Raw genomic sequence first — 18,302 nt, 5'->3', positions numbered from 1 at the left:
CGAGTTCAGCTGTTGTACACCGCCGCATTTACCGGCGGTTACCACCAGGCCAGCCCGGAATTTGCGAATCCGCGGGCGGCGGCGTGCCAATTCTCCGCGCTCAAGGTGGACCGGGCGGCCGAGGTGAGCCGTGCCGGAGCCCATGAAAGACCGTTTCTCCTCGCGCACTTGCCCCCATCTCTTGAACAAAAGACAAGAATGAACACGGAGTTGCGATCCGATTGAACAGAGTGCGCCTCACTCCCCGTACATCTGGAAAAGGTTGAGAGCCAGGTTTCCAGTCGAGGGATGGCCATGGGCAGGGCGCACGTCTCCACACACCAGTTGGTCGCCGGCCGGTACCGGCTGCTCGAGATCATCCAGCGCGAGACCAACCGCATCTGCTGGTATGCCGAGGACACCGGCGCCGGCGAGGTCTCGCGGCCGTGTCTCGTCACCCAGATCGGGCTTCCGGACGACCCCCTCGAACCGGAGCGCCGGGCCTCCGCCCGGCTGCTGCGCACGTCCGAGAACATGGCGCTGCTGTGCCCGGGCCGGATCGCCGCGGTCGTCGACACCGTCGAGGAGGCCGGCGCCCTGTGGACCGTCAACGAGTGGATCGACGGCACGCCGCTGGGCGAACTCCTCTCGGAGCAGGGCACGTTCAACTACGTGCGCGCCGCGCGTATCGGCCTGGAGCTGCTCGACGTCCTGGACGCGGCGCACGCCGAGGGCATCACCCACGGCGAACTCAGCCCCGGGCAGGTGTTCGTCCGTGAGGACCACTCGGTCGTCGTCACCGGCTACGGCCTGGCCGGCGCCACCCTCGCGCCCCGGCTCACGGCCCCCGCGTACGCCTCTCCGGAACAGGCCCGGGACGAGCGCATCGGCCCCGCCGCCGACCTGTGGGCGCTGGGCGCGATCCTCTACACGATGGCCGAGGGACGCCCGCCGTTCCGTGACCGGGGGCGCCCGGAGAACACCCTGAAGGCCGTGGACCGGCTGCCGCTGCGTTCGCCGGTGCGCTCCGGGCCGCTCACCCAGGTCGTGCAGGGGCTGCTCCGCAAGGACTCACGCGAGCGGCTGACCCGTCCGGTGGTCCGGGAGGCACTGACCCGCGCGCTCAGCGAGGACCCGGAAGCGGCCCTGGCGTCGGTGCAGGCCCCGCGGCTGCGCGGCTCGTACGCCGCCATGCTGCCGGGGAACCCGGCCTGGAGCAGACGGACCATGGTGGCCGGGACGGCCCTGGCCGTGGTCACCGTCGCGGTCGCCGTGCTCGCCGCGACCCAGGGACTGCCCGGCAGTGACACCGGTAGCGAGGCGGCCGAGTCACCGGCCCGGCCGCCGGCCTCCGCCGCCTCGCCGGGCGAGAGCGCCGGCGGCGACGCTCCCGAGCCGTCCCGGACGCCCAGCCCGACGGAGAAGCCCTCCTCCCCGACGCCCACCCCGTCGTCCCCCGAGCCCACGCCGTCCGCCCCGGCCACCGGCCTGCCCCCCGGCTTCCAGCGCTACCACGCGCCGGAGGGCTTCTCCGTCGCACTCCCCAAGAACTGGAAGCGGCTGGACACCGACCGCCAGGGCCAGGCGTACCGGGTCGTCTTCGGCGCTGAGGGTGACGACCGCACGCTGGCCGTCACCTTCAGCGCGGACGCGGGCCCGGACCCCGTGGCCGTGTGGCGGGACGACGTCGAACCGAACCTGAAGCAGTCCGATGACTACGACCGGATCGGCGCGATCCGCGCGACGACGTACCAGGGGCGCGAGGCCGCCGACATGGAGTGGACGGCGGACGTCGGGGACACCCGTGTGCGCACCTTGGGCCGGGGCATCCTGCTGGGCGGCGGCCGGAGCTTCTCGCTGCGCTGGACGACCCCGGCCGCCGACTGGGAGGACAGCGCGAACGAGCAGACGTTGCGCACCGTGTTCAAGACCTTCCGGCCGGACTCAGACTGAGCCGCGCGGCGCGCGCAGGGAGGTGAGCGGGCCGGGACGCAGGGGCTGCGTGCGCCAGCGCGCGGTGAGCGTACGGTCCGCGAGGGAGCACGTCAGCGCCAGGCGGTGCGGGGTCTCCAGGAACGCCACCTCCACGGCCAGCGTGCCGGCGTCGGTCCAGCCGCCGCTCACCGCGGTCGGGAGCGGCTTCTCCGCCACCGTCCAGCCCGCCGTCCCGATCCGCAGGTCCAGGAGGCTCTCGCCCTCGGCGAGCCGGAGTGTCCAGCCGTCCGTGTCCTGTACGAGCCCGGCCGACCGGGCCGGGCCGTCCCCCACCGGGGAGCCGAACGCGGCCGCGGCCCAGTCCTCGGCCCGTCCGGGCGGTGCGGGGCTGCCCGGGGCGGGCGGCAGCGCGAGCCCGGCGAGACGCTCGCGCAGGGCCGCGTCGGCGGTCTCCCGGCCGGGCAGCGGCTCGGGGCCGAAGGCGGGCAGCAGATGCTTCCAGACGAGGTTCAGGAAGTCCTGCATCCGTTCGGTCGCCGCGGTCGTCGCGATCACCGCGTCGTGCTCGGGCAGCACCAGGCAGAACTGGCCGTACGCGCCGTCGCCCCGGTAGCCGTGCCGGGAGGTCCAGAACTGGTAACCGTAGCCCCGGTCCCAGTCCTGCCGGTCCGTGTCTCCCATCTCACCGGCGGTCGGGATGTGCGGGCGCGCGGCCCGGGCCGCCCACCCTTCGGGCAGCAGGCGCTCGCCCTCCCAGACGCCGTCGCGCAGATACAGCTCGCCGAGCCGGGCGATCGCGTCGGTGGTGGCGTGCAGACCGCTGTAGCCGATCTCGCGGCCGGCGCGGTCCCGCTGCCAGAACACCTCGCCGATGCCGAGCGGATCCAGCAGCCGCGGGCGCAGATACTCGGTGAGCCGCTGCCCGGTCACCCGCTGGACGATCGCGGCGAGGGTGTAGGTGGTGGGCTGGTTGTAGGCGAAGACGGTGCCGGGGTCGCGGTCCGGCGGCAGGAGCAGGAACCCGCGCACGGGCTCCGCCCGGTCCAGCCCGTAGGTCTCCTCGACGGTCTCCCGCTCGTGGCCGCTCGACATGGACGCCACGTGCCGTACGAGCATGGCGCGGCTGCGGGGGTCGGTGATGTCGGCCTCGAACTCCGGGAAGTAGGAGATCACGGGCGCGTCGAAGTCGAGCAGGCCCTCGGCCTCGGCCAGGGCGGCGGCGGTCCCGGTGAAGCTCTTGCTGAGCGAGTACAGCAGCTGAGGGCGGTCGGGGGTGTAGGGCGCCCACCAGCCGGAGGCGACGAGGTGTCCGTGCCGCATGATCATCAGGCTGTGCGGCTCGATCTCCGGGGCCTCTTCGAGGGCGTCGAGGAAGGCGTGGACACCGGAGGCGTCGACGCCCTGGGAGGCGGGGCTGCCGGTCGGCAGGGCGGAGGCACTCATGGAGGCATCCTCTCCCCGCCGACGGACCTTGATCGAGCCGTTTTCACGCCCGCTGTCCGGGGACTCGCCGGTTATGGTGCAAATCGGATACACGATGATGACCGAACAGGCCGGCCCCCGAGAGCTCGTCGACCATGTGGTGCGGGCCGAGGAGGCGGGCTTCGACTTCTCGGTGACCTCCGACCACTACTTCCCGTGGCTGCGCTCGCAGGGTCACTCGCCCTACGCGTGGGCCGTGCTCGGCGCGGCCGCCCAGGCCACGTCACGTATCCCGTTGATGACGTATGTGACGTGCCCGACGTTCCGCTACCACCCGGCGGTGGTGGCACAGAAGGCGGCCACGCTGCAGTTGCTGTCCGAGGGCCGGTTCCGGCTGGGACTCGGCTCCGGCGAGAACCTCAACGAGCACGTGGTGGGCGGCGGCTGGCCGTCCGTCGACGTACGGCACGAGATGTTCGAGGAGGCCGTGGAGATCATCCGGGCCCTCTTCAAGGGCGGCCACGTCAACCGTCGCGGCACGCACTTCGACGTGGAGTCGGCCCGGCTGTGGGATCTGCCGGACGAGGCGCCGCCCATCGGTGTCGCGGTCTCCGGGGAGCGGTCGTGCGAACTCGCGGGCCGGCTCGGCGACCTGGTGATCGCCACGGAGCCCAAGGCGGGGCTGCTGGAGGCGTTCGACCGGCACGGCGGCGCGGGCAAGCCCCGCATCGGGCAGCTGCCCGTCTGCTACGACCCCGACCGGGACACGGCCGTCGAGCGCGCCCACTCCCAGTTCCGCTGGTTCGGCAGCGGCTGGAAGGTCAACTCGGAGCTGCCGCACCCGGATTCCTTCGATGCGGCGACCCAGTTCGTCACGCCCGACGACGTGGCCGACGCCATCCCCTGCGGTGACGACCCGGACGCCTTCGTCGAGGCCGTGCGCCCGTACGCCGAGGCGGGCTTCACCGAGATCGCCCTGGTCCAGATCGGCGGCGAGTCTCAGCCGGCGTACCTGGACTGGTCGGAGAAGACCCTGCTGCCCGCGCTGCGCGACGCCTTCGGCTGAGGCCGGTGGCGCGGATGGCTCTCCGCCGGTGGGGATAGGCTGCTGGCCTGCACGTACTCGACGCAGCCAACCCCCTTCAGGAGAGTCGTCCGTGACCGTAGCCATCACCCCGCCCGAGACCTCCCCGGCGCCCGTCTCCGACCTGGTCGCGCTGGACGCGCGGGAGTTCGGGGCGTACGCCCGGACCGGAGGGTGGGCCTTCGGGCTGAAGGTGGCGCGCAGCGTGCGGCCCGGCGGGCAGGGCGCGGACGAGACGCCGAAGGTGTCGGCGAAGGAGTTCGCGGAGCTCGCCGGGTGCTCTCCGGAGCGGGTCATGCGCTACTACAAGGCGTGGGACCGGGCCGCCGACGACGGCCTGGTCCCGCACTTCGAGGCGCTGGCGCCGGGTGCGGACGTGGAACTGCCGGACGCCGACGTGTGGCTGAGCTACTACGTCTCCCGCAACAGCGCCACCTCCGAGCGCGGCACCGCCATCACCGAGGCCGCCGAGGCGGAGGGCATCCGGCCCACGAAGGCGCTGGAGGTCGCGGAGAATCCCACCGCCCTGCGTGCCGCGATCCTCGCCGACCCCTCCACCGCCCGCGCGGCCCGTCAGGCCCTGCTGGACCGGGTCCGGGAGGACCCCGACCTGCAGGCCGAGCTGGCCCGTGACGTCGTGCGCACCGACGAGCTGAAGAAGGCCGTCGCCGGCGAGAGCAGGGCGGCCGACCGCATCGGCTACGTGCGCCAGATCGCCGAGTCGGGCCAGATCAAGACGCCCGCCGGGCAGACCCTCGACGCGCCCGCCGATCTGCGTCAGGAGGCCGAGAGGCATCTGTCGCTCATCGACGAGCTGGACGAGGACGAGGACTCCGGCGAGTGGGCCACCGAGGCGTACGACACCATGAAGTCCCTTGTGGTCGAGACCGTGGAGGCCGACCCGGGGCTGCGGGTGCAGGAGCGGCGCACGAAGTTCTACAGCAGCCTGCAGCGGGCGACCAAGGTGTTCGAGGAGCTGACCTTCGACGACACCCCGGAATTCTACGAGGACGACATGGTGGAGCGCCTGGAGGAGCTGCAGCGGGCCGTGGCCGTTTGCATCGAGTCGCTGCGCGGTGCCCGGGGGAATCACCCGGAGGGCTGAGCATCTTGCGCGTGTGAGGGGTACTAGAGGGCTCTACGTCGGTTCTTCCCGGAGGCCCTTTCGTGAACTCCTTCGTGCACAAGACCCTGGTGGTGCAGCTCCAGGCCGGTGACACGGACCGTTTCTCGGTGCTCGCCCACCTGAGCTACGACGCCGCGGACCCGTTCGCCGTCACCCTCGTGTTCAGCCACGACGGCCGGGTCCTCGCCCGGTGGCAGCTGGACCGCGAGATGCTCGCCGACGGTCTGCGGCGTCCGGTCGGGGTGGGCGACGTGCGGATCCGCCCGGTGTCGCGGGGCATGTGGCAGGAGCTGCGCCTGGAGTTCCTCGGTGACGCCCGCCCCGACGGCGGCCGTCACCACGCCCTGGTGTTCGCGTGGGCCCCGGGGTTCGCGGCGTTCCTGCGGGAGACCCACGAGATGGTCCCGCCGGGCCGCGAGGAGGTCCACGTGGACGATTTCCTGGCGGACGTCATCGCCGGAGGCTGATCCCCGGGTCCTCGGTCCGGCCCGGCGGCACGGCGGCCGTCACTCCGACGTATGGCGGTACCTGGTCCACAGGGGCAGGACGAACCAGCACAGCAGGTACCAGCAGACCACTCCGGCGACCAGGTAGGGCACGAAGCCGTTGTGCGTGGCCACGCGCAGGATCAGCAGCAGGGAGGCGGTCGTCGTGGCCAGCAGCAGGAGGAGGCCGAGCAGCGTCAGCCGGGAGGCCAGCCGTACCGCCTGCGGCTTGACGCGCCGCCCGGAGACGAGGCGGTGCAGGGACACCGGGCCTATGAGCGCACCGGTCGCGCACGCGCCGAGCACGACCGTCACGAGGTAGATCGTCTGGTCCGTGCTGGTCAGATCGTCGTACTTCTCGGTGAACACCACGGTGAGCAGAAAACCGAACAGAATCTGCACGCCCATCTGGGCCACGCGGACCTCCTGGATGAGCTCCTGCCACATCCGGTCCGCTCTCTCCTCCTCGGTCTCGTCGCGCCCCCGGCGCCTGGCCCCGCCCTCTACCGCGTCCGACACTGTTCCTCCCGGTGTGAGACCTCGCGTCCTTCTCTCCCGCGAGTTCCCCGTAAAACGGCGTCGTCCCGGGCCGCGCGGCGGTTTGAGCGATCAGGCGTCGGATACACGGACGACGCGAATGACGCAGAACCCGAGGAGGTCGTGGACGCATGTCCGGAACGCAGCTCACCGTGACGCTCAGCGGCGGCGGCACGGACGACGCACGAGCGGTCGTCCGCGCCCTGCAAGGCACGTTCGGGGCGCCGGACGAGCTTCCCGCCGACGAGAACGCGACGGTGCACATGGCCACTTTCGGCGATGCGGAGGCGGGGCGCGCCGGCAGTGCCGGGGAGAGCGCCGAGCGGCTGTCCGCGCCGGTGACCGTGACCGTGCAGGGCACCCCGGAGGCGGTGCGGCGGGCGAGCGACACGCTCACCCGGGCCTTCACGGCCCGCGACGACGGTGTCGCCTCCGGCGACCAGGAGCAGGAGCGGCAGCTGCTCCTGGTGCCGTGACGGATGCCGTGAGCCAGGCGGTCTCTACCAGCGGGACTCGATCTGGTCCTTGACGCGCTGCTCGTAGAGGTCGCGGACCGCCGCCAGCGTCTCGCCGGACAGCTCCGGCAGGCGGGCGGCGTTCGCGTTGGCACGGGCCTGCTCGGGTGAACGCGCGCCGGGGATCACGGTCGTGACGCCGGGCTGCTCGACGATCCAGCGCAGGGCCAGCTGGGCCGGGGTGTATCCCTCGGGGGCGAGCGCCGCGAACTCGGCGGCGGCCTCGACACCGGTGGCGTAATCGACGCCGGAGAAGGTCTCGCCCACGTCGAAGGCCTCGCCGTGCCGGTTGTAGGCGCGGTGGTCGTTGTCGGGGAAGACCGTCTCCCGCGTGTACTTGCCCGACAGCAGGCCGGAGGCGAGCGGGACGCGGGCGATGATGCCGACCCCCGCCGCACGGGCGGCCGGGAGCACCTCGCGCAGGGGCTTCATGCGGAACGGGTTGAGGATGATCTGCACGCTCGCCACGTTCGGCCGGGCGATCGCGGTCAGCGCCTCCTCGCAGGTCTCGACGCTGACGCCGTACGCGGCGACGCGCTCCTCCTCGACCAGGGTGTCGAGGGCGTCGAACACCTCGTCCGTGGAGTAGACGGATGTCGGCGGGCAGTGCAGCTGCACCAGGTCGATCCGGTCGACGCCGAGATTGCGCCGGGAGCGGTCGTTCCAGGCGCGGAAGTTGTCGAGCACGTAGTTCCCGGGGATCTGGTCGACCCGGCGGCCCATCTTCGTGGCGACCAGGACGTGCAGGTCCGGCCTGCCGCTGAGGAACGTGGCGATGGTCTGCTCGCTGCGGCCGTCGCCGTACACGTCGGCGGTGTCGAAGAAGGTCACCCCGGATTCGGCCGCCGTCTCCAGTACCGCGAGGGCTTCCTTGTCGTCGACGTCTCCCCAGTCGGCACCCAGCTGCCATGTGCCCAGGCCTACGACGGAGGCGTGCTGACCCGACCTGTCGAATGTGCGCTCGTCCATGGGCGTCAGTCTGTCATCCGTCACGGCCACGCGCGGAACGTGTCGCTCCGGCCCGCCACCCCTGCCCGTTCACTCACACGAGTGAATAGTTGCGACGGGAACGTGTCACGTGTCAGCCGGGCCCCTAGCGTGACTCCACGTGACTACCGGTTCAATGAGCAACTGCCCTTCCCAAGAGCCGCGTTGGACGCGCCGGGGCTTCCTCCGCACGGCGGCCGCCCTCGCCGCCGCGCCGAGTCTGCCGGCGGATCCGGCGGCCGCGGCGGCGGAGCTGCCGGACTTCCCGGCGGATGTCGCGCTGTACCGCTCGGCGTACCGGAACTGGGTCGGCGAGATCACCGCGGATGGCCTGTGGGCCTGCGCGCCGGACGGCCCGGAGCAGGTGGCCGAGGTCGTCAACTGGGCGTGGCGGCACGGGTGGCGGGTGCGCGCCCGGGGCGCCTCGCACGGCTGGTCGCCCCTGACCGTGACGGAGGGGACGCCGTCCGGCGCGCCCGTCCTCCTCGTCGACACCACGCCCCGTCTGACCGGCCTCGCGCTGGACTCGCCGACGGCCGTACGCGCCGGAACCGGCGTGACCATGGAGGCCCTGCTGACCTTCCTTGAGGAACACGGCCTGGGCGTCACGGCCGCTCCCGCTCCGGGTGTCCTCACCCTGGGCGGCGCCCTGGCGATCGACGCGCACGGCACCGCCGTACCCGCGCGGGGCGAACACCGGCGGCCCGGGCACACGTACGGCTCGCTCAGCAATCTGGTCCTGTCCCTGACGGCGGTCGTCTGGGACTCCGGGGCCGGCGCGTACGTGGTGCGCACGTTCCGTCGCGACGAGGCGGACTGTGCCGCGCTGCTGACCCATCTCGGACGCTCCCTGGTGACCGAGGTGGTGCTGCGGGTGGGGGCGAACACGAACCTGCGGTGCCTGAGCCGTACGGACATCCCGGCCGGCGAACTGTTCGCAGCGCCCGGCTCCGACGGGCGTACCTTCACACGCTTCCTGGACGAGGCCGGGCGGGTCGAGGCGATCTGGTTCGCCTTCACCGAGCATCCCTGGCTGAAGGTGTGGAGCGTCTCCCCCACCCGGCCGCTGACCTCGCGGCGTGTGACGCGGCCGTACAACTACCCGTTCTCCGACAACATCCCGACGCCGGTGGCGGAGCTGGTGGGCCGGATGACGTCGGACGCGGCCTGGTATCTGGCGCCGGTGCTGGGCGCCGCGCAGTACGAAGCGGCCGCGCTCGGGCTGGTGACGACGCTCTCCGCCGACCTCTGGGGACCGTCCAAGAACACCCTGCTGTATCTGAAGCCGAGCACCCTGCGGGTGCACGCCGACGGCTACGCGGTCCTCACCTCGCGGGAGCAGGTGCAGCGGGTGCTCTCGGAGTTCGCCGCCTTCTACCGGGAGCGGCTGGCGGCGTACGCGGCCCGGGGCAGCTTCCCGGTCAACGGCTCGGTGGAGATCCGGGTGACCGGCCTGGACGAGCCGGGCGACGCCGGGGCGGCCGGGGCCCGCCCGCCCCTGCTGTCCGCGCTTCGGCCGCGCGCGGACCACCCCGAGTGGGACACGGCCGTGTGGCTGGACGTCCTGACGCTGCCGGGCACCCCGGACGCGGAGGCGTTCCTGCGGGAGATCGAGCGGTTCCTGCTGCGCACCTTCGACGGCGGGTTCGCGCTCACCCGGGTGGAGTGGTCCAAGGGGTGGGCGTACACGGACGACGGGGTGTGGAGCGACGAGGAGGTACTGGGATCGGTGGTGCCGGCCGCCGTCGGTACGGCGGAGTGGGCCGAGGCGGACGCGGTGCTGGACCGGCTCGACCCGCACCGCGTGTACGGCAACGCCTTCCTGGACCGGCTGTTCGGCCAGGGCGCTACGGGCTGAGGTGTGCCTGCACCTCGGTGCCGCGGGCGATGCCGTACATCACGCCCAGGCCGAGCAGGGTGGCGACGGCCAGTTCGGCGCGATCGCGCCAGTTTCGCGGCGTGACGTGCACCACGGGCAGCGGGCCCCACGGGGAGGAACAACCGCCGCGACACCCCAAGCAGGTGGAATCTCCCCTTCCGTGCCCACGCCCCGCCCCCTGACGGCAAGATCATCTTCGTTCAACCTTGCACGACATAAGGGGAATTGCCCGGATCGCAGCCAACCGGCTCGCGCGGATTTCTCCCGGTACCGGACGGACCGGTAGGCATGCCCAGGTCAACACCCCAACCGACCCAGGAGGTCCGCATGCCGGAACTCAGCCGTCGCCGCGCGCTCACCGCCGCGGCCGTCCTCGCCGGGACGGCCGGCGTCCTGCCCGCCGTCGTACCCGCCACGGCCGCCACCGGGCACCACGACTCCCCCGGGACCTTCGACGAGGTCTACAAGGGCCGCCGGATACAGGGCCGCCCGGCCGCCGGGACCGGTCATCACCACCACGGCGCCGGATACGCGGTGTTCGTCGACGGTGTGGAACTGCACGTGATGCGCAACGCCGACGGCACCTGGATCAGCGTCGTGAGCCACTACGACCCGGTGGCCACCCCGCGCGCCGCCGCCCGCGCCGCGGTGGACGAGCTGCAGGGCGCGCGGCTGCTGCCCTTCCCCGCCAACTGACCCGCACCGAAAGGCTCTGGAGCACCCGCACATGACCGTCCGCAAGAACCAGTCCGCCCTGACCGCCGACGAGAAGCGGCGTTTCGTCGCCGCCCTCGTGGAGCTGAAGCGCAGCGGCCGCTACGACGCGTTCGTCACGACGCACAACGACTTCATCGTCTCCGACACCGACAACGGCGAGCGGACGGGCCACCGCTCACCGTCCTTCCTGCCCTGGCACCGAAGATTCCTCCTGGAGTTCGAGCGGGCTCTCCAGTCGGTGGACGCGTCGGTGGCCCTGCCGTACTGGGACTGGACCGTCGACCGTTCCCCGCGTGCCTCGCTCTGGGCGCCCGAATTCCTCGGCGGCACCGGGCGCGACCGGGACGGCCGGGTGTCGGACGGTCCGTTCGCCGCGGCCGGCGGGAACTGGCAGATCAACGTGCGGGTCGACGGCCGTACGTTCCTGCGCCGGTCCCTCGGTGCCGGGGGGCGCCAGCTGCCCACGGCGGCCGAGGTCGAGTCGGTGCTGTCGATGCCGACGTACGACATGGCGCCCTGGAACAGCGGCTCGGACGGATTCCGCAACCATCTCGAAGGCTGGCGCGGCGTCAATCTGCACAACCGCGTCCACGTGTGGGTGGGCGGGCACATGGCCACCGGTGCCTCGCCCAACGACCCGGTGTTCTGGCTGCACCACGCGTACATCGACAAGCTGTGGGCCGAGTGGCAGCGGCGGCACCCCGGCTCCGGCTATCTGCCGGTCTCGGGCACCCCGAACGTGATCGACCTCAACGAGACGATGAGGCCGTGGCACGACACGAGCCCGGCGGATCTGCTGGACCACACGGCGCACTACACGTTCGACGTCTGATCAGGCTGTGGCGGCCGCGCGGCACTCCGGGTGTCCCCAGCCGCTGTCGTTCTTGCTGATGGGCTCGCCCGCCGCGTAGGAGCGGCCGCACTGGCAGCGGCCGGGGAACTTCGCCTTGATCGTGCGCGAGGAGCCCTTGGCGCCGGAGGCCTTCGCGGTGCGGGCCGAGCCGCCGCGCGGGCGGGAGCGGGGTGCCTTGACCGGGGTGTCCGGGGCGGGCGGCGGCTCGGGGGAACCGAGCTCGCTGCCCGCGGACTCCTGGACGGTGGCGGCCTGGCTGGCGGCGCGGTCGGCGAAGTCGTTGAGCCGGTCGCCGTCGACCTGGTGGGCGGGCACGTAGCGGAACTCGACCGAGCGGCCGTCCAGGAGTTCGTCGATGCGCACGACGAGGTCCTGGTTGGCGACCGGCTTGCCGGCGGACGTCTTCCAGCCGTTGCGCTTCCAGCCGGGCAGCCAGGTGGTGACGGCCTTCATCGCGTACTGCGAGTCCATCCGGATCTCGAGCGGTACGCCCGGGTCGGTCGCCGTCAGCAGGCGCTCCAGCGCGGTCAGTTCCGCGACGTTGTTGGTGGCCTTGCCGAGCGGCCCCGCCTCCCAGCTCACCGGGCTCTCGGAAGCGTCGGCGACGACCCAGGCCCAGCCCGCGGGCCCCGGGTTTCCCTTCGAAGCCCCGTCGCACGCGGCCACAACACGTTCAAGCATGGGCTCGATCATGCCATGGCCGCACGGTCCGCCGGGCCGGGAGGGCCGGGTGGCTACGACACGTCGGACAGGTTCGGCATGTCTCCCTCGGTCGTCGTGACGTCGATCACCGAGAAGAACGCGCCCTGCGGATCGCTGATGGCGGCGAACCGGCCGAACGGCGTGGTCATCGGGCCGAACCGCAGGACACCGCCGTGCTTGGTCGCCTTCGCCACAGCTTCGTCGCAGTCCCCGACGGCGAAGTAGACGTTGATGTACGGCGGCACCTCGGGCGGGAACTCCTCCGTCATCTGCATCCGGCCCAGGACGGTGCGTTCGCCGAGGTCGTAGATGCGGAAGTCAATCTCGCCGTCCTGCATGTCCCGCTGCCGGTAGGAGAAGACGGCGGGGAAGAACGCGTCGGACTTCTCGGGCTCGCGGGTGAAGACCTCGGCCCAGGTGTAGGCGCCCGGTTCGGCCATCACCTCGAAGCCCTCGTGAGTGCCCGCCTGCCAGACGCCGAAGACGACGCCGCTCGGGTCGCGGGCCAGGCACATGGTGCCGAAGTCGCCGACCTGCATCGGCTCCATCAGCACCTCGCCGCCGTTGTCGCGGATCCGGGCGGCAGTGGCGGCGGTGTCCCGGGCGGCGAAGTACAGGCACCACTGCGACGGGGCCTCCGGCTGTCCGGGCATGGGCGGGACGACGGCGGCGACCGCCTTGCCGTCCGCATAGGCCTGGGTGTAGTCGCCGTACTCCGGCGACGCCTCGGCGAAGGTCCAGCCGAGGACGTCTCCGTAGAAGCTCTTGGCCCCTTCGAGGTCACTGAACGTCGCGTCGGCCCAGCAAGGGGCTCCTTCAGGTTGCACGGCCATGGCTGCGGCCCTCTCCGGATGGGTGGATGGTCCGTTTCCTCACGCTAGTCATCCTCGGGTCGGCCCGCGCGCCGAACAGGACGTTCCGCCGCAGACTGGGCGGGAGCCCTCGGCAGGACGGGGAGCGGTATGGCGGACGGGACGATGCGCGCGTGGTCGGTGGAGCGGCCGGGTCCGGTCGGGGAGGGTTCGCTCCGACTGGTCGGGAAACCGGTGCCGGTGCCCGCGGACGACGAGTTGCTGGTGCGGGTGCGCGCCTGCGGAGTGTGCCGTACGGATCTTCATGTCGCCGAAGGTGATCTGCCCGTGCACCGGGCGGGTGTCACGCCCGGGCACGAGGTCGTCGGGACGGTGGCCGGGGCGGGCGCGGCGGTGCGCGGCTTCGCGGTGGGCGACCGGGTGGGCGTGGCCTGGCTGCGCCGCACGGACGGCGACTGCGCGTACTGCGCACGCGGCGCGGAGAACCTCTGTCCCCGGTCCGAGTACACGGGCTGGTTCGCGGACGGCGGCTACGCGGAGTACACGACCGTACCGGCCGCGTTCGCCTATCGGATGCCGGACGACGTGCCGGACGTGGCACTGGCGCCCCTGCTGTGCGGGGGCATCATCGGCCATCGCGCGCTGCGGCGGGCCGCGCTGCCGCCCGGCGGGAGGCTCGGGCTGTACGGCTTCGGGGGCAGCGCCCACCTGTGCGCGCAGGTGGCGCTGGCCGAGGGGGCCGTCGTGCACGTCATGACGCGTGGTGCGGCCGCGAGGCGGCTGGCGCTGGAACTGGGCGCCGCGTCCGCGCAGGACGCGTACGCGAGGCCGCCGGAGCCGCTGGACAGCGCGATCCTCTTCGCCCCGGTCGGCGAACTGGTCCCGGTAGCGCTGCGCGCCCTCGACCGGGGCGGCGTCCTCGCCATCGCCGGCATCCACCTCACCGACACGCCTCCCCTGCACTACGAGACCGAGCTGTTCTACGAGAAGCAGGTGCGCAGCGTCGCGTCCAACACGCGTGCGGACGGCCGCGAGTTCCTGATGCTGGCGGCTCGCCACGGCGTCCGGGCGACGACGCGTCCCTACCCGCTGTCGCGGGCCGTGGAGGCGCTCGGGGACCTGAAGGCGGGGCGGTTCGACGGGGCGGCGGTGCTGGTGAACGACTGGGTGTGAGTGGTGTCGGCGTGCGAGTCACCACGGGGTGTGCGCCGGAGCGGTACGGGCGGTGACCGCGGCGACACGCGGTGCTGTGCACCCTGTGCGCCGGGCGCGGCCGGGTCGGCGAGCGGCGTGGGGGCATACGCCCGCTCGTCCTCCACTCCCATCGTGGGTTTGCCACCTCCGGCGCGAGAAACCGCCCCCTTCACGCGGTTATCCGGTCACCTCTGCCGCTGTTTGGCTATGCCTCGCGGCGCGTCCGGCTCACGGGCGCCACGAGTCGCCGCCTTCGCCTGCCACCCCACCGTCCCGGGCTTCCCGGGCCACCCCCGCTCAGCAACGGCCTCGCCCCGCTCACTCAGCGAACATCCCGTTCGATCCCAGGGAGGGAATGTGTCCGCCCCCGAAAGCACCACCGGCCCCGCCACCGACGAGCCGGCTCCCGAGCCCGCTGCCGGCACCGGCGCGGCCGAGGCTCAGCTCACCAGTCTCAGCACGCAGGCGGCGCGCCGGCTCGCCACCACCACCAAGTCCGTGCCGCAGATGCAGGCCATCACCTCGCGCTGGCTGCTCAAGATGCTGCCGTGGGTCGATGTCCGGGGCGGCGCCTACCGGGTCAACCGGCGTCTGACGCTGCGTCTCGGCCGGGGCCGGGTGCAGTTCGAGCAGAACGGTGCCGACGACATCAGGGTCATCCCCCAGACGCTCACCGAACTGCCCGTGCTGCGCGGCTACTCCGACGCCGAGGTGCTGAAGCAGATCGCGTCGCGCTTCGAGGTCCGTGAGGTGCGCGTCGGCGAGGTGCTCTTCGAGGCCGGCCAGCCCGTCACCGAGGCCTACCTGATCGTGCACGGCCGCTTCACCCGGTACGCCATCGGCAAGTACGGCGAGGAGGAGGTCATCGGGGTCGTCTCGGACGGCGAAGGGCTCGGGGACGAGGCGGTCGGGCGGGCCGACCCGCTGTGGCTCACCTCCGTACGGGCGGAGACCTCGGGCGTGGTGCTGGTGCTGTCCTGGGACGCGCTCCGGGAGTACACGGACCGCGTCCCGTCCTTCGCGGCCCAGCTGGAGGCCTACGCGGAGCGGCAGAGCAAGCCGATGAACCGCAAGGGCGAGGCGGATGTGCCGGTGCAGGCCGGGCATGTGGGCGAGCCGGTGCTGTCCGGCGGCTTCGTCGACTACGAACTCGACCCGCGCGAGTACGAGTTGTCGCTCACGCAGACCGTGCTGCGCGTCCACACGCGGATCGCCGATCTCTACAACGACCCGATGGACCAGACCGAGCAGCAGCTCCGGCTGACCATCGAGGAGATCCGTGAGCGGCAGGAGTGGGAGCTGGTCAACAACCGCGAGTTCGGGCTGCTGCACAACATCGACTACAGCCAGCGCATCAGTACGTTCTCGGGCCCGCCGACCCCTGACGACCTGGACGAGCTGCTGTCGATGCGGCGCAAGACGCGGCTGTTCCTCGCCCATCCCAAGGCGATCGCGGCGTTCTTCCGGCAGTGCAACAAGCGCGGGCTGGTGCCCGGTACGGCGAACGTCGACGGGCACGAGGTGCCCGCCTGGCGAGGTGTGCCGTTCTTCCCGTGCGGCAAGATCCCGGTCAACGACCACCACACCAGCAGCATCATCGCCCTGCGCACCGGCGAGGCCGACCAGGGCGTCGTCGGACTGTTCCAGACCGGTATCCCGGAGGAGTACCAGCCGGGCCTGAACGTACGGTTCATGGGCGTCGACGAGACGGCGATCATCCGCTACCTGGTCACCGCGTACTACTCGATGGCCATCCTGGTGCCCGACGCCGCGGGCATTCTGGAGAACGTCCAGATCGGCCGGACAGCCGGCTGACGGGGTGGAGTCGAGTACGCCCATGAACACTCCCCCGCCCCCCGGCTCCGAGCCCCACCCGACGCCCGGCCTTCCGGCCCCACCGGCCGTTGGAACTCCGGCTCCAGAACACTCCGGCTCCCCTCCCCCACCGGCCCCACCACCCCCCGCCTTCCCAACCCCGCAGGCTCCCGGTCCCCCGGCGGCCCCCACGCCCCAACCCGGCCCACCGGCCCCGGGGTCGCCGACCTCAGCACCCCTCGGCTTCCCGACCCCACCGACCGCCGAATACGCGGGCCCACCAGCCCAACCAACCCTCGACCTCCCGACCCCACAAGCTCCGGGATCCCCGGCCCTACCGCCCTCGGCCTCCGCGCACCAACCCGGCCCACCAACCCCCGGCTTCCCGACCCCGCCGGCTCCCGGGTCCCCGACCCCACCGGCCGTTGGAACTCCGGCTCCAGAACGCTCCGGCTCCCCTCCCCCACCGGCCCCACCACCCCCCGCCTTCCCAACCCCGCAGGCTCCCGGTCCCCCGGCGGCCTCCACGCCCCAACCCGGCCCACCGGCCCCGGGGTCGCCGACCTCAGCACCCCTCGGCTTCCCGACCCCACCGACCGCCGAACCCCCAGGCCCACCAGCCCAACCAACCCTCGACCTCCCGACCCCACAAGCTCCGGGGGCCCCGGCCCTACCGCCCTCGGCTTCCGCGCACCAACCCGGCCCACCAACCCTCGGCTTCCCGACCCCGCCGGCTCCCGGGTCCCCGACCCCACCGCCCTCGGGTTCCACGCACCAACCCGCCCCACCAATCCATGGGTCTCCCACCCCAGCACCCCCCGGCTGTCCGACTCCACCGACTGCCGAATCCCCGGGCCCACTGTCCCCGGGCTCCGCGACCTCACCGAGTTCCGCGCACCGGGCGGTCTTCCGACCTCCGTGCGCACCGACCTTCGGCTTCTCTGTCCCACCGGCACTCAGGGCTCCGGCATCGCTGCCCTCGGGCTCCGAGCCTCGTCCAGCCCTCGATCCTTCGGCCTCAAGAACCGTCGGCCTCCCGAGCCCACCGACCGCCGAAGCGCCGGTCCCTCAACCCCCCGGCTCCGCGACTCCACCAGCCCGCGCGACCCGCCCGGTCTTCCGCCTTCCCGCCCCACCCACCCTCAGCTTCTCGGTCCCGAGCCCCCCAAGCTCGACACCCCAACCGCCCCCGCCCGCCTCCACCCCCCGGCTCACCCCGCCCGGCCCCCCGAGCCTCGCCCGTACCGGACGGGCCCGGCCCGGCGGGCCCGTGCCTGGGCTTCGGTGTCGGCCCGCCGTGCCCGCCGATCCCGAGAAGGTCGTGGAGATCGACCGGAGGCTGGAGGCCTGGGCGCACCGGCTCGATCTGTTTCCGCCGGCGTGGACGGGGGACTTCGCGGGGTTCCAGTTCGGCCGGGCCGTGGTGCTCCAGCATCCGGGTGCCGCCGATCTGGACCGCCTCACCGTCGCAGGCGAGCTGCTGCTGGCCGAGAACCTCGTCGACAGCTGCTACTGCTCGGAGGACGAGGACCGGGGCGGATCCTCACGCGGTGTCGGCGGCCGGCTGATCATCGCCCAGTCGGCACTCGACCCCTTCCACGGGCCGCCCGAGGCGGAGCGCGAGTGGCGCCAGGGGCTGACGGCCGACGGTCCGCTGCGCTCGTACCACCGCGCGCTGCGGGACTACGCCGGGTTCGCCACGCCCAGCCAGACCGACCGGTTCGTGCACGACATCGCCCGGCTGCACCTCGGCTACGTCGCCGAGGCCGCCTGGGCGGAGACGCGGCACGTGCCGCGCGTCTGGGAGTACCTGGTGATGCGGCAGTTCAACAACTTCCGCCCCTGCCTGTCGATCGTCGACGCCGTGGACGGCTACGAACTGCCCGAGGCGGTCTACGCCCGGCCGGAGATCCAGCGGATCACGGCGCTCGCGTGCAACGCCACCACGATCGTCAACGACCTGTACTCCTTCACGAAGGAACTCGCGGCCGAACCCGACCACCTCAACCTGCCGCTGGTCATCGCCGCCAACGACCGGTGCGGACTCAAGGCCGCCTATCTGAAGGCCGTCGAGATCCACAACCAGATCATGGACGCCTTCGAGGAGGAGTCCGCGGTCCTGTCCGCCGGCTCGCCGCTCGTCGAGCGCTACGCCCGGAGCCTGGCGGCCTGGGTGTCCGGCAACCACGAGTGGCACGCCACCAACACCCACCGCTACCACCTGCCCGACTACTGGTAGAGCACAGTCCCTTGACATCAC

Annotated in this window: 16 protein-coding genes and 1 pseudogene; 11 read left to right on the top strand and 6 right to left on the bottom strand. The window is 72.2% G+C overall.

Annotated features, from left to right (window positions below; genetic code table 11):
• Positions 1–294: 294 nt before the first annotated feature.
• The gene (locus ACZ6I3_RS15200; RefSeq protein WP_469415033.1) at positions 295–1,932 is read left to right on the top strand and encodes a serine/threonine protein kinase; all 1,638 of its coding nucleotides are present in this window, start codon (positions 295–297) and stop codon (positions 1,930–1,932) included.
• Here the strand turns inward: ACZ6I3_RS15200 and ACZ6I3_RS15195 are convergent.
• Positions 1,924–3,357 (bottom strand): serine hydrolase domain-containing protein, encoded by a 1,434-nt coding sequence (locus ACZ6I3_RS15195; protein ID WP_469414857.1) that lies wholly within the window; start codon positions 3,355–3,357, stop codon positions 1,924–1,926. The genes ACZ6I3_RS15200 and ACZ6I3_RS15195 overlap by 9 nt on opposite strands.
• Before the next feature lie 73 nt (positions 3,358–3,430).
• Here ACZ6I3_RS15195 and ACZ6I3_RS15190 point away from each other — a divergent pair, with 73 nt between their 5' ends.
• The 3 genes from ACZ6I3_RS15190 (at position 3,431) to ACZ6I3_RS15180 (ending at position 6,013) form a co-directional block, all read left to right on the top strand.
• Positions 3,431–4,402 (top strand): LLM class F420-dependent oxidoreductase, encoded by a 972-nt coding sequence (locus tag ACZ6I3_RS15190; protein ID WP_469414856.1) that lies wholly within the window; start codon positions 3,431–3,433, stop codon positions 4,400–4,402.
• A gap of 91 nt (positions 4,403–4,493) precedes the next feature.
• Entirely contained in the window at positions 4,494–5,525 is a 1,032-nt protein-coding gene (locus ACZ6I3_RS15185) for a hypothetical protein (protein WP_382833262.1), read from the top strand.
• A gap of 62 nt (positions 5,526–5,587) precedes the next feature.
• A complete protein-coding gene (locus tag ACZ6I3_RS15180) occupies positions 5,588–6,013 on the top strand; it encodes an SsgA family sporulation/cell division regulator (RefSeq protein ID WP_469414854.1) in 426 nt (141 codons plus the stop codon).
• 39 nt (positions 6,014–6,052) lie between these two features.
• Here ACZ6I3_RS15180 and ACZ6I3_RS15175 read toward each other — a convergent pair whose 3' ends face one another.
• A complete protein-coding gene (locus ACZ6I3_RS15175; protein ID WP_469414853.1) occupies positions 6,053–6,550 on the bottom strand; it encodes a DUF6328 family protein in 498 nt (165 codons plus the stop codon).
• 149 nt (positions 6,551–6,699) lie between these two features.
• On the opposite strand from ACZ6I3_RS15175, the gene ACZ6I3_RS15170 reads away from it, so the two are divergent.
• Positions 6,700–7,044, top strand: a complete 345-nt coding sequence (locus tag ACZ6I3_RS15170) for a hypothetical protein (RefSeq protein WP_468189451.1) — start codon at positions 6,700–6,702, stop codon at positions 7,042–7,044.
• Between the two features lie 24 nt (positions 7,045–7,068).
• Here the strand turns inward: ACZ6I3_RS15170 and ACZ6I3_RS15165 are convergent, their stop codons facing one another.
• The gene (locus tag ACZ6I3_RS15165) at positions 7,069–8,052 is read right to left on the bottom strand and encodes an aldo/keto reductase (protein ID WP_469414852.1); all 984 of its coding nucleotides are present in this window, start codon (positions 8,050–8,052) and stop codon (positions 7,069–7,071) included.
• A gap of 154 nt (positions 8,053–8,206) precedes the next feature.
• On the opposite strand from ACZ6I3_RS15165, the gene ACZ6I3_RS15160 reads away from it, so the two are divergent.
• Positions 8,207–9,928, top strand: a complete 1,722-nt coding sequence (locus tag ACZ6I3_RS15160) for a cholesterol oxidase substrate-binding domain-containing protein (RefSeq protein WP_469415032.1) — start codon at positions 8,207–8,209, stop codon at positions 9,926–9,928.
• On the opposite strand, the gene ACZ6I3_RS15155 is transcribed toward ACZ6I3_RS15160, so the two are convergent.
• Positions 9,918–10,043 (bottom strand): hypothetical protein, encoded by a 126-nt coding sequence (locus ACZ6I3_RS15155; protein ID WP_469415041.1) that lies wholly within the window; start codon positions 10,041–10,043, stop codon positions 9,918–9,920. The genes ACZ6I3_RS15160 and ACZ6I3_RS15155 overlap by 11 nt on opposite strands.
• 233 nt (positions 10,044–10,276) lie before the next feature.
• On the opposite strand from ACZ6I3_RS15155, the gene melC1 reads away from it, so the two are divergent.
• Together melC1 and melC2 are read left to right on the top strand one after the other, a co-directional pair.
• On the top strand, positions 10,277–10,645 hold the full coding sequence (gene melC1 / locus ACZ6I3_RS15150) for an apotyrosinase chaperone MelC1 (protein WP_469414850.1): 369 nt from the start codon (positions 10,277–10,279) through the stop codon (positions 10,643–10,645).
• Positions 10,646–10,676: 31 nt separating this feature from the next.
• Positions 10,677–11,498 carry a tyrosinase MelC2 gene (gene melC2, locus ACZ6I3_RS15145; protein ID WP_469414848.1) on the top strand — a complete coding sequence of 274 codons (822 nt, stop codon included), beginning with the start codon at positions 10,677–10,679 and terminating at the stop codon, positions 11,496–11,498.
• On the opposite strand, the gene ACZ6I3_RS15140 is transcribed toward melC2, so the two are convergent.
• Both ACZ6I3_RS15140 and ACZ6I3_RS15135 read right to left on the bottom strand, forming a co-directional pair.
• Positions 11,499–12,212, bottom strand: a complete 714-nt coding sequence (locus ACZ6I3_RS15140) for a ribonuclease H family protein (protein ID WP_469414847.1) — start codon at positions 12,210–12,212, stop codon at positions 11,499–11,501.
• 41 nt (positions 12,213–12,253) lie between these two features.
• Positions 12,254–13,054: a VOC family protein gene (locus ACZ6I3_RS15135; RefSeq protein WP_469414846.1), complete on the bottom strand. Its 801-nt coding sequence runs from the start codon at positions 13,052–13,054 to the stop codon at positions 12,254–12,256.
• A gap of 144 nt (positions 13,055–13,198) precedes the next feature.
• Between ACZ6I3_RS15135 and ACZ6I3_RS15130 the strand changes: the two genes are divergently transcribed.
• From ACZ6I3_RS15130 to ACZ6I3_RS15120, 3 genes and pseudogenes are all read left to right on the top strand, one after another.
• On the top strand, positions 13,199–14,206 hold the full coding sequence (locus tag ACZ6I3_RS15130) for a zinc-binding alcohol dehydrogenase family protein (protein WP_469415030.1): 1,008 nt from the start codon (positions 13,199–13,201) through the stop codon (positions 14,204–14,206).
• A gap of 378 nt (positions 14,207–14,584) precedes the next feature.
• A complete protein-coding gene (locus tag ACZ6I3_RS15125; RefSeq protein WP_469414845.1) occupies positions 14,585–16,042 on the top strand; it encodes a family 2B encapsulin nanocompartment shell protein in 1,458 nt (485 codons plus the stop codon).
• Positions 16,043–17,255: 1,213 nt separating this feature from the next.
• Positions 17,256–18,281 (top strand): annotated as a pseudogene (locus tag ACZ6I3_RS15120) (family 2 encapsulin nanocompartment cargo protein terpene cyclase); the annotation flags it as partial.
• Between the last annotated feature and the right edge of the window lie 21 nt (positions 18,282–18,302).

The sequence above is a fragment of the Streptomyces sp. NPDC041940 genome, from assembly GCF_055589465.1.
This window is presented reverse-complemented; position numbering and strand designations above follow the sequence as displayed.

Excerpts from the sequence above, each read along its gene's own strand:
- ACZ6I3_RS15200 (WP_469415033.1), top strand. The coding sequence starts at position 295 with ATGGGCAGGGCGCACGTCTCCACACACCAGTTGGTCGCCGGCCGGTAC.
- ACZ6I3_RS15195 (WP_469414857.1), bottom strand. The coding sequence starts at position 3,357 with ATGAGTGCCTCCGCCCTGCCGACCGGCAGCCCCGCCTCCCAGGGCGTC.
- ACZ6I3_RS15190 (WP_469414856.1), top strand. The coding sequence starts at position 3,431 with ATGGTGCAAATCGGATACACGATGATGACCGAACAGGCCGGCCCCCGA.
- ACZ6I3_RS15170 (WP_468189451.1), top strand. The coding sequence starts at position 6,700 with ATGTCCGGAACGCAGCTCACCGTGACGCTCAGCGGCGGCGGCACGGAC.
- ACZ6I3_RS15165 (WP_469414852.1), bottom strand. The coding sequence starts at position 8,052 with ATGGACGAGCGCACATTCGACAGGTCGGGTCAGCACGCCTCCGTCGTA.
- ACZ6I3_RS15160 (WP_469415032.1), top strand. The coding sequence starts at position 8,207 with ATGAGCAACTGCCCTTCCCAAGAGCCGCGTTGGACGCGCCGGGGCTTC.
- melC1 (WP_469414850.1), top strand. The coding sequence starts at position 10,277 with ATGCCGGAACTCAGCCGTCGCCGCGCGCTCACCGCCGCGGCCGTCCTC.
- melC2 (WP_469414848.1), top strand. The coding sequence starts at position 10,677 with ATGACCGTCCGCAAGAACCAGTCCGCCCTGACCGCCGACGAGAAGCGG.
- ACZ6I3_RS15140 (WP_469414847.1), bottom strand. The coding sequence starts at position 12,212 with ATGATCGAGCCCATGCTTGAACGTGTTGTGGCCGCGTGCGACGGGGCT.
- ACZ6I3_RS15135 (WP_469414846.1), bottom strand. The coding sequence starts at position 13,054 with ATGGCCGTGCAACCTGAAGGAGCCCCTTGCTGGGCCGACGCGACGTTC.
- ACZ6I3_RS15130 (WP_469415030.1), top strand. The coding sequence starts at position 13,199 with ATGCGCGCGTGGTCGGTGGAGCGGCCGGGTCCGGTCGGGGAGGGTTCG.